Genomic DNA, 17,083 nt, shown 5'->3' with positions numbered 1-17,083 from the left:
TTCTGTCTTGTTCAGTTGCGGGGCTGTAGTAGAGTCGGTTACAACGCCGGCCTGTCACGCCGGAGGTCGCGGGTTCGAGTCCCGTCAGCCCCGCCATCATTTTCGGGCGAATAGCTCAGCTGGGAGAGCGCCTGCCTTACAAGCAGGATGTCGGGGGTTCGAGCCCCTCTTCGCCCACCAAAACAAATAAGACTTTCAGGGGCTGTAGTAGAGTCGGTTACAACGCCGGCCTGTCACGCCGGAGGTCGCGGGTTCGAGTCCCGTCAGCCCCGCCATTTTTCAGAGGCGAGTCCCAGTGGGCTCGCCTCTGTCCGTTATGCGGGCCTTACTTGACTTGCCCGCCCCCTGCCCTTAATATCAGCAACCTGTCAGAAAACTTTTTAACCCGCTTGAACCCGTCCGGGTTCAGAAACTCTGGAGTCTCTATGATTTGGCAACGGTGCTGTCGGCTGATTCTTGCAAGTCTGTTTGTTCTGGCGATTTCTTCTCTCTGTTGGGCCGCCGAGACCCCGAGGATTGTTGCGAAAGTCGGCAGTATCCCGGTGACCGTATACGATCTGCAGCGGCGGATTAACAAGATTATCCCCCTGCAGGGCAGTTTCCATAGCGGTGTTTCCGCCGAGAAAATGGCGAAAATCAAATCGCAGGCTTATGAGGAACTTATCGAGCGGGCGCTCAAGGTTCAGTATGCGTTGGATGAAGAAATATCCGTTCCTCCCGGGTCCCTCAAAGAGAAAATGAAGCCCTACCGGAAACGGTTCAAGACCGATGAGGAATTGTCCAGGGCGCTTGGCGGTGAAACGATTGATGAGTTTCGGGCTGCCCTGTATCGGGGGTTGCTGGCCGCCGCGGCTGAGAAACAGGCTGTTACGGACAAGGTTTCGGTCAGCGAAGAGCGCGTCAAGAAGTATTATCAGGAAAACAAGTCCCGCTTCATGCGTCCGCGGCAGTTCCATGCCAGCCATATTCTGGTTAAGGTTGATCCGAGCAGCAGCAAAGAGGAACGGGCCAAGCTGAAGAAGAAAGCTGAGGATCTCGCTGCCAGGGCCAAGGCGGGTGAAGACTTTTTCAACCTTGCTTATTACAACTCCGATGATCGCAGCAAATGGGTCGGAGGTGACCTCGGTCTGTTCCATGAGGGACAAAGTCTTCCCGAATTCGAGGCCGCGCTTAAAAAAATGAAGCCCGGAGAGATTGTCGGTCCCGTCAAATCCCTTTACGGGTATCACATTATCAAGCTGCACAAGATTAATCCGCCAACCCAGCTCAGTTATGACGATATGGCGAAAACGATCCGCATGAAGCTGGAAAAGGAGGATCGCGATCAGCTTTATGAAAAGTGGATAAGTTCATTGAAAAAGAAATACAAGGTTGAACGATTCCTCAAGTAGCGGGTTGCAGAGATGAGGCTTTTTCCCGTTTTACTGCTGGTTTTTATTTATGGATGCGTCGGTGCCGGCGGCCATGATCCTGATTGGGCGCGTGCGCGCCAACAACTGCTCTGGCCGGAACCACCCGCGCCTCCGCGCATTCAGTTTCTGCGCAGTATCCAGGCGGCCGACGATCTGGCCGGAAAAGAGCAGGGCGGGAAAGTATTCAGTTGGTTGACCGGAGAAAAAAACGCCGATATCCGGATGCTCACTCCCTATGGAATCGCCGTGGATGGTGACGGGCGGATGTGGGTGGCCGATACCGAGGGTCGAGCCGTGCAGATGATCGACCTTGCGCGGAAACGGGTGGAAAGTTGGCGGCGCCTTGGTGAATGGACCCTGCTTTCCCCGGTTGGTATCGCCCGGGATCCGCGGGACGGCAAGTTGTATGTTTCCGATTCCGGTCTGCGTAGGGTCTTTGTTACGGATAAAGATCTGAAGTTTGTCAGGTTGCTCGATCCGCCCGGGGGGTTCCGCCGCCCGACGGGGCTTGCTGTCGCGCCGGACGGGCGTGTGTATGTTGCCGATACCCTGGCCCACATCATCAAGATTTTTGCCGCTGACGGTCGTTACCTCGGCGAACAGAAAAGCGGATTGACGGCGGATGGCCTGTTCAGCCTGCCGGGAAGCCTTGCGGTTGATCGTTCGGGGCGCCTCTTCGTCGTTGATACCATGAACTTCAGGATCGAATATTTTTCTCCTGACGGGACATCTCTCGGCAGTATCGGTCAATTGGGAGATGTGCCGGGGAGTTTTGCCCGGCCGCGCGGTGTCGCGGTCGATTCCGCCCAGCATGTTTACGTGACTGATGCGGCATTTGACAATGTCCAGGTGTTTGATTTGGCCGGAAGACTGCTTTTGGGGTGGGGCGGTCCCGGCAATGTCCCCGGGAAATTCAATATGCCCGCCGGCATGGTTTTCGACGACAGTGACCGGTTGTATGTGGTGGACAGCTTTAATCACCGGGTGCAGATGTTTCAATATCTGGGGGATTGAGGCCTCTTCGGGACCGCGCAGCCGGGGTTGTGGTTTTTGGTCCTAATGTTGCATATATTGCGACTGTCGGGCTCCGTGGTTAGAATCTGTTCTGGTTGGAGACGAGTCGTATGTCAAAATATTTTACCCTGTTCATTTTAGCCTCATTGCTCTTTTCGGGCGGGCAGATTTTTGCCGCCGGTCCGGGGCCCAAGGATCTGGGCTTCAATAACGGTAACAATTCCAATCCCCATAACCTTTCTTCCCTCAGCAGCAGTAACATTCACGCGGCCGCCGGCGGAGAAGATCGTATCTGTGTTTTCTGCCATACCCCGCATGGTGGTGACCCCCAGACGCCTCTGTGGAATCGTCCCGACCTGGCGCTGCCCGATTCTTCATACCCGCTTTATGGCGGCGTTGTTGAAATCAAAACCATCGGCGCCGCGAAATATACCAATACGGATGCCAGTATTCAGTATCCGAACGGAGCGTCCCGGATGTGTCTTTCCTGCCACGATGGCGTGACCGCCATCGGAGAGGTGATCAGTGGTGAAATCATTGATTCTTCCATGACCATGTCGGCTGCGGGAACGATTGATCTGGCGAAATCCCATCCGATCTCCTTTGTTTACAATTCGACCGTTATGGGGCTTATCAACGGTCGCAAAACGAGCACCGAGTACCAGATGCCGCCGATCAACAGTCAGGCGCCGCGGGACAGTCTCGAACGGATGCAATGCACAACCTGTCACGATCCTCACGTCAATACGCGCGGTGTCGGCTATTCGTTGCCTTTCTGGCGCAATTATACCGGAGTTGAGGCCACTGACTATTCAACGACCTGTGATGCCTGCCATGTTGCGCCGCCGAACAACACCGGCACGCAGCATAACCTTTAAAAACGATGTGAATGTCATGAGATACCTGCTTCTCTGCTTCGTTTTTCTGATTTCCGTATCCACCTCCTGGGGGGCTTTGTCTCGTGGCGGCAAGCTTCAGGGCGCGCACGGAGACAGGCAGGCCTTGCCGAAAACATGTCGTGCCTGTCATCGGGGTATGAATATGTCGATTTCCGGGGAGGAGGGCAGTTGCCTTTCCTGTCATGGATCGACTGTCAACCGGACGGCCATGCAGGAGCGCGGGTATCTCGGCAAGCAACCGGGGGTGCTGAAGAACATCGAGGCCGAGCTTGTCAAGCCCTATCGTCACCCGGTCCTCGATGTAAAAGGGGTCCACCGCCAGGGTGAGGCTCTGCCCGAAGAAATTGTCAATGCCACCCGGCATTCTGAGTGTGTCGATTGTCATGATCCCCATCTGGTCAGTTCCGAAGCTCCATTCAGGGGGTTGAAGGGGCGCCGGGTGGGGAATTTCATTGCTGACATCAAGGATGAATATGAACTCTGCTACCGGTGCCATTCCAGCAGTGCCAATCTTCCCGTGGACTCAACGGATAAACATCTCGAGTTCAAGGTGACCAATCGGTCCTTTCATCCGGTTGAGGGTGAGGGCCGGAACAAGTATGTGATCAGCCTGCTTGAGCCTTATAACGAAACGCAGGAACGGCAGGGTGACGTTTCGATTATAAGCTGCAGCTCCTGTCATGGCAGTGATGAGATCGATGGGCCCCGGGGCCCGCACGGGTCACGTTTCCGTGGGCTGTTGAAATACAATTACGAGATGGATGACGGGCGCAATGAGAGTTATTACGCTTATCAGCTCTGCTATACTTGTCATGACCGCAACAGTATCCTTGGTGATGAGAGTTTCTCCCTGCACAGTCTGCATATCCTGGGTGACCGCTCTCGTGGTGAAGCGGGCACGTCCTGTTTTACCTGCCACGATGCCCACGGCAGCCAGCAGAATCAGTACCTGATCCGTTTCAACGAGGACGTGGTACGGCCGGCCGCAAACGGCAGGCTCGAATACAAGGCCCAGGGAGTCGCGTCCCGTCATGGCAGCTGTACCCTGAGTTGCCATGGTGTCGAGCACGATGCCTTGAGCTACTGACGTCCGGATCGGTGACAGTCCCACGAGGATGGCAAGATCAGGACCGGATGAACTGAAACGTATTAAGGCCGACAGTCTTCTGTCGGCCTTTTTGCCTGGGCATTTCCGCTTCGGTCTATTTCTTCGGTCCTGTTTGAAGTGCAACCAAGTATCAATGAGTTCATGATTGACGGACAGGCGTTTGCATTCTCCATCCGGCATAAACTCACCGATCCATGTGTTGAGCTTTTTCGTGAAAACAGCCCGATTTTTATGATATCTTAGGACGATTATGCCTTCCTTTGTCTGTAAAATAGGCACCTCAGACGGACGGGTGGTTGAGCAGGAGTTCGAGTCCGGCAGTCGTGAGTTGTTGCGTGAGCACCTGCGTGAGCAGGGGTTTTACGTTTTCGAGATCCGTCGCCGGTATTTTCAGGGGCTTGCGCAGTCTGTCGGTACCCGCGGTGGCTGGAACAGCCGACGTTTTCTCTCCTTCAACCAGGAGCTGATGGTTCTGCTCAAGGCCGGATTGCCGATTCTGCAGGTCCTTGACACCCTGCTCGACCGTCAGGAGAGCGGGGGGATGCATGAGGTGCTCAACGCGATACGCGAGGACATCCGGGGAGGCTCATCTCTTTCTGAGGCGCTGGGGAAATTCCCCCGCGCGTTTCCCCATCTTTACATCGCCTCGGTCAAGGCGGGGGAGCGGACCGGTGAGTTGCCGGTGACCATCGGCCGCTATATCGAATATCAGAAACGCCTTGAAATGATGAAAGCCAAGGTTAAAAATGCCTCCTTCTATCCCATGTTGCTGGTTATCGCCGTGGTGCTGGTGGTCTTTTTTCTGATGCTTTTTGTTGTCCCGCGTTTCAGCCAGATTTATGCTGATGCTAACGTTCAATTGCCGTTGATGACGCGCATCGTGATCGGCATCGCCAACGGGATGACAGAATTCCTGCCGTTGCTGATTGCCGCCGTGGTTGTGCTGGGGATCCTGATGCGAACCTTCCTGGCTTCGGACAAGGGAGCGTTCTGGTTTGACGGCTTCAAGTTGAAACTGCCTTTTTTCGGCCCCTTGCTGGGTGAATATGCTCTGCTCAGTTTTTGTCGTACCCTCGGAACCACCCTGCTCAGCGGGATTCCTGTCATCCAGTCGCTGCAGATGGCGCGCGGGACCCTTAACAACCGGGCGCTGGAGCAGGAAATTGTTCTGGCGACGCGACGCGTTGAAGAGGGAATGGGTCTCTCGGAAAGCTTTGAGCGGGCCGGCTTTTTCCCCAACATTGCCCTGCGGATGATCTCCGTCGGTGAAGCCGGGGGATCCCTGCCCGAAATGCTGGCCGATGTTGCCGAATACTATGAAAGTGAGGTCGAGCGACGCCTGGATCGATTGACGACCCTGATTGAACCGCTGATGATGGCGGGCATGGGGCTGGTTATTGGCGGCATTGTCGTTTCAATGTATTTCCCGATCTTTCAACTTGCGGGGACAGTCGGCGGATGAGCGGGACGGTGATGAAATTCGAGCGCAAGAAGCTGGGTGACATTCTGGTTGAAATGGGGTCCATCGCCCCGGCCCAGGTGAAGCTGATCCTGGAGAAGATGGCAGCCGTCGGTGGACGTTTCGGCCAGACCGGGGTCAACGAAGGGTTCTTTAACGAGGATGAACTGGCTCAGGCTCTCGCCCTGCAGTTCAAGCTCGAGTACCTTGATTTGAGGGAGTTTCAGCCTGATCCCGAACTGCTGGCGGAAATGCCGGCGGGATTGCCTCTGCGTTATCATTTCCTGCCGGTTAAACGGGATGACCATGGCCTGGTGGTGGCGATGGCCGATCCTTCGGATGTCACGACTTTTGATGATCTGGAACTGCTGCTCAATACCCCGTTGACGCTGATGGTTGCGGCGGCCAGCCGCATTGACCTGCTGCTGGAGCAGGGAGGTGGATCGCAGCAGATGCTGCAGGATGTCTCCGAGGATTTCAAGCTGCACCTGGTCAAGGAGACCGAAAAGGGAGAAGAGATTCTCTCTATCGAAAAGCTGACCGAAGATACCAGCCCGATTATCCGGTTGATTGATTCAACGCTTTACGACGCCCTGCAGAAGCGCGCCTCGGATATCCATATCGAAACCAATATGGATGGGGTGGTCATCAAGTATCGTGTTGACGGTGTCCTGTTCCGGGCTACCGAGCCGCTCGATACCCGCTTCCAGGGGCCGATTATCTCCCGTATCAAAGTCATGAGCGAGCTTGACATCTCTGAACGGCGCATCCCTCAGGACGGCCGTTTCAAGGTGCGGATGGCGGGAAAATCGATTGACTTCCGGGTTTCGATCATGCCGAGTGTTTTCGGTGAGGACGCGGTTATCCGTATTCTCGACAAGGAGAGTATCGCCAAGGACCTCAAGGGACTGACCCTGGACGTTCTCGGGTTTTCCGAGCGGGAATTGAAACGATTGCGCAGGATGATTCGCGAACCTTACGGCATGGTGCTGGTTACCGGGCCGACCGGTTCCGGGAAAACCACCTCTCTTTATGCCGCCCTGAGTGAGATTTTCAACGAAGAAGAAAAGATTATCACGATTGAGGACCCGGTTGAGTATCAACTCAAGGGGATTGTCCAGATCCCGGTCAATGAAAAGAAGGGGCTGACTTTCGCCCGCGGATTGCGCTCGATCCTGCGTCACGATCCGGACAAGATCATGGTCGGTGAGATCCGTGATCCTGAAACCGCCCAGATTGCCGTACAGTCGGCCCTGACCGGACACCTCGTCTTTACCACGGTGCATGCCAACAATGTTTTCGATGTCCTCGGCCGGTTTCTGCACATGGGCATCGACGCTTACAACTTTGTTTCCTGTTTAAATTGCGTGGCAGCACAGCGCCTGGTGAGAAAACTCTGCATTCACTGCCGGCGTCCGGTGACCTATGATCGCGTTACCCTGCGCGAGGCCGGTCTCGACCCGGATAAATATGCTGGACACACGTTCTATGAGCCCGAGGGTTGCAACGAGTGCAATGGCACCGGATATCATGGTCGCAACGCCATCGTTGAACTGCTTGATCTCAATGACGATCTACGGGAAATGATCGTCAATAAAACACCGGTCAGCAAACTCAAACAGGCGGCTCGTGCTGCCGGAACCCAGTTTCTGCGCCAGGCCGCCCTGGAGAAACTGGTTTCCGGTTCAACCAGTTTGGCTGAGATCAATCGCGTGACCTTCGTGGAGAGATAGTTAGATGAGCCTGTTTCAACGTACTTATCTGGGGCTCGATATCCGTCCCGACGAATTGCGCCTGGTGTCGATGCAGCGTCGGGGAAAACAGCGGCATCTGGTCACCGGTCGTCTGCTCGGTCTGGATGATGGATTGTTGTCCGTGGGAACCCGGGAGCCGAATATCGCCAATCTCGATCTGTTCGTGGAGCGCTTGCGGGAGATTCTCGATCCCGTCTCCGGTAAGGAGGAGCGGGTTTCTGTCGGGCTTCCCGACGGCGCCGGGAGACAGTTGGTTACTGAGGTGGAAACGGTTTTCAAGTCACGGCAGGAAGGTTGCGAAATCCTGCGCTGGCAGCTCAAGGCGAGTCTTCCGGCCGAACCTCAGGATGTCCATCTGGATTATCAGCTTCTCGAGCAGCAGGAGTCGGGCCGTCATCGTCTGCTGGTGGCGGTCATCGCCCGTGCCGTTGTCGAGCAGTACGAAGAGGCGTTTGACAGGGCGGGATATCAGGCCGCCTGGTTGGATTTTCACAGTGCCAACCTGTACAACTGGTATCGGCAGGTCGTTGATATGGGCGATGAATTTGTCCTGGTCGGTTGCGATGGTGACGCCCTCAGTTTCCGTTACCAGGCCGATGGCCGCGTGGTTTTTCAGCGCAGCCGGGTTGCCGGAATGTCAGCCGAGAAAATCTTTCAGGAGGTCAACCGCTCTCTCGCGGGCGCCCGGGAGATGCATCCGGAAATCAATCGCGCCCGGGTTTATCTGCACAACGACTGGCAAGAGGCCGGTTCTCTGGTCGCGGCGCTGGAGACGGTTTTTGAAAAGGAAGTTGTTTCCGTCAGCCCCCGCTTCGATCATTTCGGCGCAGTTGACCTCGGAGTCCCCGAGTGGCGCGCCCGCGGACTTGCCGGAGCGGCAGGTGCCGCTGAACGGATGATGTGAGCCGTCTATGAGACCGACCATCAACCTTGCTACTCATAGCCATGTGAATCGGCGGGCACTGTATGCCGGTTATGTTTGTATCTGTGCCGTACTGCTGCTGAGTCTTGGCGTTCACCTGGCCGACTGGCGGGCCAGTACCCGTCAGTCGCGTCTGCTGCAGCAACGGATTGGTGAGTTGGAGAGCCAGCTCGGCGTCAAGGCTGATTCGACCCCGATCAATGACGCTGAATTCTCTGCCCAATTGAAGGAAATTCGCTTTTCCAACCAGATTATTGCCCGCGACAGCTACCGCTGGAGCCTGCTTCTTTCCCGACTGGAAGAGGTTTTACCGCCGGATGTTCGCGTTACCTCGATTCGCCCGCAGTTCAAGGATGGAACCATTTTGCTTCGGGGAGAGGCCCGGAAGGTGAAGGATTTGCAGGAATTGCTTGATCGCCTGCAGGCCTCGGAGGCGTTTACGGATGTGCTTCTTCTTGATCAGGCCCGCAGAGATGCAGACCGGGCGACGCCTGGCAGCCGGGGTGTGATTACCTTTGGGGTCAAGGTTCGCAGGGGGGAGATATGAAGCAGATACTGGCCCGTCTGCGGGCGATCTGGAGTTTCAATCGTCTCTGGCCGCTTCTGGTGCTGGCTCTGCTGGTTCTCGACCTGCTGCTGTATGGTTTCATCAATCTTCGGGTTTCCCCCGACCTGAAGCGGAAGGAACGCACCTTCATCGAGCTGCAGGCCAGGGCGCGCCGGGCGCAGAAATTAAGTGTGGCCAACCAGTCCCCCCGACAGGCCTTTCTCAAGGCCCGGCGTGATCTGGAAAAATTCCAGCAACGGATTCCCGGTCGGGACGGACTCAGCGCGCTGGTTGGTGAGATCTATGGTTTTGCCCGCGATACCGGCCTGGATATCAAGGCGATCAACTACCAGCCGAAAAAGAGCAAGGGGCATGATCTGCTGGAATATCCCCTGACCTTTTCCATCAGCGGGGAATACCGGCAGGTGAAAGAGTTTATTTCCCTCATCGAGCAGTCTCCGCGGTTGATCGCCATTGACAACCTCAGTCTTGACAGCGGCGGCAAGGATGATGGCGGCGTGAAGCTCAGTATTCGTATGACCACCTATTTTCGTCTGGAGCCGGCATGAAGCGTCAGCATCTGCTCATCGTGCTGGCTGTCGGGCTGGTGGCTGCCATCGGCTATGGGATCTGGTACGACCCCTATGATCAGGTCGCCGGCGAACGGGTCGCGATCCGCTCCCGCGGAAAGAGCCAACCGACGACAGTCCGTAAGCCCGGCCCTCACGAAGTGGCCCTGCGGCTGGAACTGCTGGAACGGCAGGAGAATGACTTCAGCGGCGTAAAACGGGATATTTTCCATTTCTATGTTCCGCCACCGCCGGCGCCGCCACCACCACCGCCACCTGCGCCGGTGGTTAAACAGCCCCTGCCTCCTCCTCCGCCGCCAGAGGCAGGGGCTGCGCCGCCGCCACCGATGCCGCCCGCAACCCGGTTCACGTTTCTGGGATTGTTTGTCAAGGATAACCGGCAGTCTGTTTTTCTCGCTGCCGGTGATGAATTGTTTATTGTCAGCGAGGGGACGCGTTTCGGCAAGGAAAACCAGTTCCAGGTGGAGGAGATGAACGCGGATGAAATCATCATTCGCCAGCAGGGTCGGTCAGCCTTGATCCGGGTGGATCTGAAGGATGCCGAGGACAGCCCGTCCCCGCTTCCAGGAATGGCAGCGCAACCGGGAACGACCTCGGATGAACCGATGCCCCAGCATCCGGTTCCACCCATTCGGCGTCCCCAACTTAAGTCGTTCAAGCGCTACCAGCCTTGATCGCGAGGGTGCCGGAAAGATTCGCAGGATTGTATCTCCGGCTGGACCGGAGAAACATTGACCTATGAGGTTTTGCATGAAGCAGACATGGAAGCAGCTTGCACTATGGGGGAGCCTGTTGCTGTTGCTCACCGGGTGTGCCGCGCAGAAGGCATTTGAATCGGGTGAGGAATTGGTGCGTCAGGCACGCTACGATGAGGCGGTGCTCAAGTACAGTGAGGCGTTGCGTGAGAACCCGGACAGCCAGGAATACCGGATGAAACTGTTCGACGCGCGTTCCCGGGCGGCTCTCGATCATCTCAACAAGGCGCGAAAATACCGCAATGAGCAGCAATACCAGCAGGCGGTCAGTGAATACCTGCAGGCCAGCTCTCTCGATCCGAGCCTGGAAACCGCGGACCAGGAGATGCGCCGGGTTCAGGAAATCCTCCATGCCGATGAATTGGTCAGTGAGGCCGAAGAGTTCTACAAACAGCGACGCTTCAACCAGGCGGCCAACAGCATCGACCAGGCCCTGTTGCTGGTTCCCGACCATGCACGTGCCATGCAGCTGCAGGCCAAGATTCGCCGGGTCGGCCTGACTCTGATCGACGGGGTTGAACTTGATGTCACATCGACCCAGCCGATCACCCTGAAGTTCAAGAATGCCAAGGTCAAGGACGTTTTTAAAATCCTCTCCAAACTGTCGGGAATCAATTTTATTTTTGATGAAGATGTCGAACGGCAGCAGGTCACGGTTTTTCTCGAAGATGCGACCTTCGCTCAGGCGTTGGAACTGCTGTTGAAAATGAACAAACTGGAGAAACGGGTGCTCAATCCGAAAACCGTGATTCTCTACCCCAAGACCAAGGAGAAGGAAAAGCAGTACCAGGATCTGATTATCCAGACCTTTTACCTGTCGAATATCGACGCCAAAAAAGCGGTCAACATGTTGCGCACCATGCTGCAGTTGCGCAAGATCTATGTTAATGAACAGCTCAACGCTCTGGTGATAAGGGACAAACCGCAGGTTATCAAGCTGGCGGAACAGATTCTCAAGGCGGCCGACCGGGCCGAGGCCGAGGTGGTTTTTGACCTTGAACTGGTCGGAGTGAGCAAGACCGATCTGGAAAAAATCGGCGTCAGTCTGTCCGCCTATTCCGCGGGGCTGGGTTTTTCCAAAAAGGATTCCGGGAAAATTGTCGACAGTACCCTGGGAAGTTCGACGGACAACCTGGTCAGCGGCCTGAGCAATCTTGAGACCTTTTATACATTGCCGAGTGCTACTTTCGATTTTGCCAAGAGCCTGACGTCGGCCGAGGTCCTGGCCAACCCGAAGTTGCGCGTTAAAAATAAGGAAAAGGCCAAGATTCATGTCGGGACGCGCGAACCGATCATCACCGTGACAACCTCCGACAACAATACCCGTTCGGACAACATTCAGTACGTTGATGTCGGGGTGAAGCTCAATGTCGAACCGGATATCCAGCTGGATAACACCGTGGTGACAAAGCTCGACCTGGAAGTGTCAAGCGTCATCGGGGAATTCACCACGGAGAGCGGTACCAGGGCGCTGACCATCCAGACCACGACCGCGCAGACGGCCATCACCCTGAAAGATGGAGAAAGAACGATTTTGGGGGGGCTGTTGGAAGATCGTTCGTCCAAACAGAAGGACACCATCCCCTGGTTGGGTGATATCCCGTTTCTCGGTTCCCTCGTGTCAGGACACGACAACAGCGTGCAGAAACGGGAGATCCTGCTTTCGATTACCCCTCACATCGTCAAGAATCTCGACCTGCCGAAAGCGGACGTGTCGAGTATCTGGTCGGGGTCTGAAGATACCTTCCAGGTCGGACCGAGCTTCCAGGCCTTCGCCAAGGATTTCGATGCTCAGCAGAAACTTCCCCGACCACAGAATGTTCCGGCCGTGATCCCGCATGAGGCGATGCCAGCGATGGAACTGAAGCTGGGGGATCAGGGGATTTCTCCCCAGGCCCGCGAGTTGCTCGAAGACAAGGCGCCGGAAACGGACAAGTCCGTCCCCGCGGGCACCCCTGCCCGGAACGAGGTTCCCTCTGCACCGTCAACACCTGCGGATGAGGCTCCCGGAGAGGCCGGCGCTGCTGTTCCCCAGGCTGTTCCTCAGGCTGTTCCGACCGATGAAAAGGGTCCGGTTGACAGTGTGCCGCAATTGAGTATCCCCATCCCGGACGTTGTCAGTCGGGCCTATTTCCAGGGACCGAAGCTGATCGATGCCGGTCAGGAGTTCACCCTCACGGTGCGTGTCGACGGGGTTGAAGACTTGTACAGCGCACCGATGTTCGTTTCTTTCGATCATCAATTGCTGCAGTTCGTGCGTGCTACGGAAGGAAGCTTCCTGCGTTCCGGCGGCACCGCCACGGTTTTCACCACCAGCCCCAACCAGGCCCGGGGACAGATCATCGTCGGCTACAAACAGGGTGCCGGAGGCCAGGGTGTTTCCGGTGACGGTGTCCTCTATCAGCTGGTTTTCCGCGCTCTCAAGCCCGGCACGGCCAAGGTCAACCTGCAGCGGATCAATTTTCGTGATCCGGCCGGCAATCGTCTGAAGGTCACTGCCGAAGGAACCCTGGTGGAGGTTCGTTAATTGGGTTGTCGGTACCGGGTTGGACATAAGGGACTTTCCCTGATCGAGCTGATCGTCACCATGGCGATTCTGGCCGTTCTGGCTTCGGCGGTATTGCCTATGGCCGAAGTTACGGTGAAGCGGACCCGGGAAATCGAGTTGCAGCGCAGCCTGAGAATAGTGCGCAACGCCATCGATGCCTACAAGGCCGATTTCGACAGGGCGGTGGCCGAGAAGAAAATTATTGTTTCGATCAACGACACCGGGTACCCGGAAAGTCTTGAGGTTCTGCTCGAAGGAAAGGATTGGGGCGGGCTCTACCCCTTCAAGAAACGTTACCTGCGTCGTATCCCCAAGGATCCTTTCGACCGTTACAATGAAGGATGGGGTCTGCGTTCGCTGGAAGATGATCCCGATTCGACGGTCTGGGGCGGTGACAATGTGTATGATATCTATTCGCAGAGTGATGCCATCGGGCTGGACGGCACCCCCTACAACACCTGGTAAAGAAACATGCAGCGATTGAAACGACAGCGCGGTTTCACCCTGATCGAACTTTTGATCGTCATGTCGATCATCGGTATTCTTGCAGCGATCTCGGTGCCGAGTTACAAGCAGAGTACGGTTAAAGCGCGGGAAACGGTTCTGATGGAGGATCTCTACCAGATGCGGCACGCCATTGACGCCTTCTTTGCCGACCACAACCGCTATCCCGAATCTCTCGACGAGCTGGTGACATCAAAGTACCTGCGCGGGGTGCCGCGTGATCCCTTCACCGGTGCCAGCGACAGCTGGGAGGTTTTGCCGCCCGAACCGACGGATGACGGGGAATTGGCGGAAGGAGGGGTCTACGATGTCAAGAGCGGTTCCGACAAGGTGGGCCTTAACGGTATCCCCTACAGTGACTGGTAGGGGGCGGGATGATTCAGGTCTATAATCTCAACAAGAGTTACCAGAAGGACTCCTCGGCTGTCAGAGATCTGACCCTGAAGGTCGCCAAGGGTGAGTTTGTCTATATCACCGGTCCTTCTGGGGCCGGTAAATCAACGCTTCTCAAACTTTTGTTCGCGGCCGAAAAGCCTTCCCGGGGACAGATCCTCATCAACGGTCAGAATCTGACCCGCATGAACGGCAAGAAAATTGCCCTGATGCGACGGCGACTGGGTGTTGTGTTCCAGGATTTCAAGCTGATCAACAGTCGCAGTGTGTTCGAGAATGTCGCCTTTCCTCTTGAAATCCAGGGGAAAAAACGTTACGAGGTCAGCAACAAGGTCTACCAGGTGTTGAAGCTCGTCGGTCTTGAGCACAAGATCAAGCGTTATCCGCTGGAACTCTCAGGTGGAGAACAGCAACGGATCGCCATTGCCAGGGCGCTGGTTATTGATCCCCTGGTGCTGATTGCCGATGAACCGACCGGCAATCTTGATCCGGACAATACCCGTGAGGTTATGGAACTGTTCAAAGGCGCCAACGCCCGTGGAACAACGGTTCTGCTGGCGACTCATGACCGGGACATCATCCGCCGGTTTCCGCGCCGGGTTCTGACTCTTGATCAGGGGCGTCTGGTCCGTGACCTGACGCCATAGGCAGGCTGATGAAAAACGCCCATCTGCTTCGTTGCCCTTTCCCCGCGTCAACGACGTACCTTCCGGTACGCCTTATGCCGCGGAGCTGCGGGCGCCTCGCATCTGGACATTTTTGCTCAGCCTGGGGAACGTGATTTTTTCAACCAGGCCAGGCAGGCTGATGAAAAACGCCCATCTGCTTCGTTGCCCTTCCCCCGCGTCAACGACGTACCTTCCGGTACGCCTTATGCCGCGGAGCTGCGGGCGCCTCGCATCTGGACATTTTTGCTCAGCCTGGGGAACGTGATTTTTTCAACCAGGCCAGGCAGGCTGATGAAAAACGCCCATCTGCTTCGTTGCCCTTCCCCCGCGTCAACGACGTACCTTCCGGTACGCCTTATGCCGCGGAGCTGCGGGCGCTTCGCATCCGGACATTTTTGCTCAGCCTGAAGAACAGAACTTTTTTTTAACACCCTGCCAGCGATTTCAGTTGCCATGCGAAAAATCATCTATTTTCTTCTCCGGGCGCTGCGCAATATGCGACAGAGCCCTTTTCTCTGCAGCGCCGCCATCAGCACGGTGACGGTTGCGCTGGTGATCCTGGCTTTTTTTGCCCTGATTGTCATCAACGTGCAGCAACTGACCCGCCATTGGAGCCGCGACGTGCAGGTGGTGGCCTACTTCGATCACCCCCCGGCCAGTCCTGTTCTCGACCGTCAGCTGAGCGGGATCCGTCAGTATCCCGAGGTTGAAAGCGTGGCCTATATCAGTCCTCGGCAGGCGTTCAAACGGTTTCAGGTCCGCCTGGGAGATGATGCTGATCTACTTCAGGGGATGGCGAACGACTTTCTCCCGGCGGCACTTGAAGTCCGGTTGAAAGAAAAATATCGCAACAGTGCCGGGGTTCAGCGGGTGGTGGAGCGCCTGCGTCGCAATAAATCCTTTTCTGACCTGCGTTACGGTCAGGAATGGCTGGAGCGATTCGAGGCCTTTCTCGGGCTGTTGCGAACAGCCGGCCTGGTGCTGGGCGGATTTCTGTTGTTTGCCGCGCTCTTCATTGTCTCCAACACGATCAAGCTGACTCTCTACGCCCGTCGTGAAGAACTCGAGGTTATGGCCCTGGTCGGTGGGACGCCGGCATTTATCAAGGCTCCCTTTCTGCTTGAAGGCGCCCTGCAGGGCGCCCTTGGCGGCCTTCTTGCCCTGTTGACCAGCTTTCTCTTTTTCTCGATGGTTCTCAAGGAGGATCTCGGCCGGCTGCTGCTGGCCAGCGGCCTGGGAAAAATCAGCTTCCTGCCGCCGCACTGGCAAATATTGATCGTTCTTCTCGGTTGCCTGCTCGGCCTGTTCGGCAGTCTTTTTTCCCTGCGCAAGTTCGTACGTATCTGATGGTGGCATTGCGTTTCCTACTGACCGGACTGCTTCTGCTGCTGTTTTTCTCAGCTTCCGTCTCGGGGGGAGAAAAACTGGATGATACCCGTCGCGACCTGCAGCAGCTGCAGCAGCGGATCAAGACCACCAACCGGCAGCTGGCGGCCAAGCAGGCAGCGGCCCGTAAACTGGTCAGCCGGCTCCATCGGGGTGATGCGCAGTTGCGCGCCGCCCGGCAGCATTTACAGCAGGCTCGACGGCAACTTGCCCTGTTGACTGAAAAGGTTGCTGATCAGCAGACCGCCGTCAACAAGGCGCGGAAAAATCAGCGTGCCCTTGAAGGTCAGGTCAGGGAACGGCTCAGGGTCCTCTACAAGGGTGGCGATATCCGCCTGGTCAAGGTCCTCTTTTCCGCCCGCTCTCCGGCCGCCATGGCCGAGGAATACCATTTTCTGCAGCGCATGGTGCGGCATGACCGGCAGCTGCTCGAGGATTACCGTCGCCAGGTGCGACTGACAGAAACCGAACTGAAGCGTCTGGCCGAACTGCAGCGGGATCAGCAGCGCGCTCTTGCCGCACGGCGTGAGCGGGAAAAGAAACTTCGGCAGGCCCAGCGTAATCGACAGCAGTTGCTGGCGAGAGTGCGACACGATGAAGAGGCCCTGGCGGTGCTGCTGCATGAGCTGGAAGAGAAAGCCGCGCGGCTCTCCGCTCTGGTCAAAAAACTGGAACAGGACACCGTTGTTACGTCTGCTGGTAAGAAAACCGGCTTTGCCGGTCAGCGGGGACGTCTTCCCTGGCCGGTTCGGGGGCCCGTGAGGATAGGTTTCGGTACCGGTCGCCATCCCGAACTCGGCACCCGCTATGACAGCCATGGAATCGAGATCGGGATCAACGGAGAGACACCGATCAAGGCGGTGTGGGACGGTTCCGTCATTTTTGCCAAACCGTTTCGCGGCTATGGTAATCTGCTCATCATTGATCACGGTGACGGCTATTATTCCCTTTATGCGCAGGCCAGCCGACTGCTTCGCAAGGCGGGAGACCGGGTCGAAAGAGGGGAAGCAATAGCTGTTTCGGGTTTTGAGGGGTCGGATGTGGTCTATTTTGAAATTCGCAAAGGTGGAACCCCCCAGGACCCGCTGCGCTGGCTGACGCGCCGGCATCGTTGAAAATCCGGG

The 17,083-nt window shown here is 56.4% G+C and carries 16 protein-coding genes and 3 tRNA genes; all 19 read left to right on the top strand.

The features are described 5' to 3' along the window. The first annotated feature begins 19 nt into the window (after positions 1-19). The 19 genes from B5V00_RS02360 (at position 20) to B5V00_RS02260 (ending at position 17,074) form a co-directional block, all read left to right on the top strand. Positions 20-96: transfer RNA gene (locus B5V00_RS02360), tRNA-Asp, on the top strand. A gap of 8 nt (positions 97-104) precedes the next feature. Next, positions 105-180 (top strand) — tRNA-Val (locus tag B5V00_RS02355). A gap of 18 nt (positions 181-198) precedes the next feature. Further along, positions 199-275: transfer RNA gene (locus B5V00_RS02350), tRNA-Asp, on the top strand. 150 nt (positions 276-425) lie between these two features. Beyond that, positions 426-1,391: a peptidylprolyl isomerase gene (locus B5V00_RS02345; protein ID WP_085009136.1), complete on the top strand. Its 966-nt coding sequence runs from the start codon at positions 426-428 to the stop codon at positions 1,389-1,391. 12 nt (positions 1,392-1,403) lie between these two features. Beyond that, the gene (locus B5V00_RS02340) at positions 1,404-2,426 is read left to right on the top strand and encodes an NHL repeat-containing protein (protein WP_085009364.1); all 1,023 of its coding nucleotides are present in this window, start codon (positions 1,404-1,406) and stop codon (positions 2,424-2,426) included. Between the two features lie 110 nt (positions 2,427-2,536). Next, positions 2,537-3,304, top strand: a complete 768-nt coding sequence (locus B5V00_RS02335) for a hypothetical protein (protein ID WP_085009135.1) — start codon at positions 2,537-2,539, stop codon at positions 3,302-3,304. A 124-nt stretch (positions 3,305-3,428) separates the two neighbouring features. Then, complete coding sequence (locus B5V00_RS02330) at positions 3,429-4,412, top strand: cytochrome c3 family protein (RefSeq protein WP_245803895.1); 984 nt, start codon at positions 3,429-3,431, stop codon at positions 4,410-4,412. A 271-nt stretch (positions 4,413-4,683) separates the two neighbouring features. After that, the gene (locus B5V00_RS02325; protein WP_085009131.1) at positions 4,684-5,895 is read left to right on the top strand and encodes a type II secretion system F family protein; all 1,212 of its coding nucleotides are present in this window, start codon (positions 4,684-4,686) and stop codon (positions 5,893-5,895) included. Then, positions 5,892-7,625 (top strand): GspE/PulE family protein, encoded by a 1,734-nt coding sequence (locus tag B5V00_RS02320; RefSeq protein ID WP_245803894.1) that lies wholly within the window; start codon positions 5,892-5,894, stop codon positions 7,623-7,625. Before B5V00_RS02325 ends, B5V00_RS02320 begins: the two co-directional genes overlap by 4 nt. A 4-nt stretch (positions 7,626-7,629) precedes the next feature. After that, complete coding sequence (pilM, locus tag B5V00_RS02315; RefSeq protein ID WP_085009127.1) at positions 7,630-8,550, top strand: type IV pilus biogenesis protein PilM; 921 nt, start codon at positions 7,630-7,632, stop codon at positions 8,548-8,550. Positions 8,551-8,557: 7 nt separating this feature from the next. Continuing rightward, positions 8,558-9,115, top strand: coding sequence for a PilN domain-containing protein (locus tag B5V00_RS02310; RefSeq protein ID WP_085009125.1), 558 nt, complete (start codon positions 8,558-8,560; stop codon positions 9,113-9,115). Next, positions 9,112-9,684 (top strand): type IV pilus inner membrane component PilO, encoded by a 573-nt coding sequence (locus B5V00_RS02305; protein ID WP_085009123.1) that lies wholly within the window; start codon positions 9,112-9,114, stop codon positions 9,682-9,684. The genes B5V00_RS02310 and B5V00_RS02305 overlap by 4 nt, the downstream gene beginning before the upstream one ends. After that, entirely contained in the window at positions 9,681-10,379 is a 699-nt protein-coding gene (locus tag B5V00_RS17095) for a hypothetical protein (protein WP_172399588.1), read from the top strand. The genes B5V00_RS02305 and B5V00_RS17095 overlap by 4 nt, the downstream gene beginning before the upstream one ends. 76 nt (positions 10,380-10,455) lie before the next feature. After that, a complete protein-coding gene (locus B5V00_RS02290) occupies positions 10,456-12,987 on the top strand; it encodes a secretin N-terminal domain-containing protein (protein ID WP_172399587.1) in 2,532 nt (843 codons plus the stop codon). After that, complete coding sequence (locus B5V00_RS02285; protein ID WP_245803893.1) at positions 12,988-13,473, top strand: type II secretion system protein; 486 nt, start codon at positions 12,988-12,990, stop codon at positions 13,471-13,473. A 6-nt stretch (positions 13,474-13,479) separates the two neighbouring features. Beyond that, positions 13,480-13,878 (top strand): type IV pilin protein, encoded by a 399-nt coding sequence (locus B5V00_RS02280; RefSeq protein WP_085009115.1) that lies wholly within the window; start codon positions 13,480-13,482, stop codon positions 13,876-13,878. 8 nt (positions 13,879-13,886) lie between these two features. After that, complete coding sequence (gene ftsE / locus B5V00_RS02275) at positions 13,887-14,552, top strand: cell division ATP-binding protein FtsE (protein ID WP_085009113.1); 666 nt, start codon at positions 13,887-13,889, stop codon at positions 14,550-14,552. 474 nt (positions 14,553-15,026) lie between these two features. After that, entirely contained in the window at positions 15,027-15,920 is an 894-nt protein-coding gene (gene ftsX, locus B5V00_RS02265) for a permease-like cell division protein FtsX (protein WP_085009109.1), read from the top strand. A gap of 8 nt (positions 15,921-15,928) precedes the next feature. Beyond that, complete coding sequence (locus B5V00_RS02260) at positions 15,929-17,074, top strand: murein hydrolase activator EnvC family protein (RefSeq protein WP_172399586.1); 1,146 nt, start codon at positions 15,929-15,931, stop codon at positions 17,072-17,074. The last annotated feature ends 9 nt before the right edge of the window (positions 17,075-17,083 follow it).

The organism is Geothermobacter hydrogeniphilus (assembly GCF_002093115.1).
Taxonomy (GTDB): Bacteria; Desulfobacterota; Desulfuromonadia; order Desulfuromonadales; family Geothermobacteraceae; genus Geothermobacter_A; species Geothermobacter_A hydrogeniphilus.
This window is presented reverse-complemented; position numbering and strand designations above follow the sequence as displayed.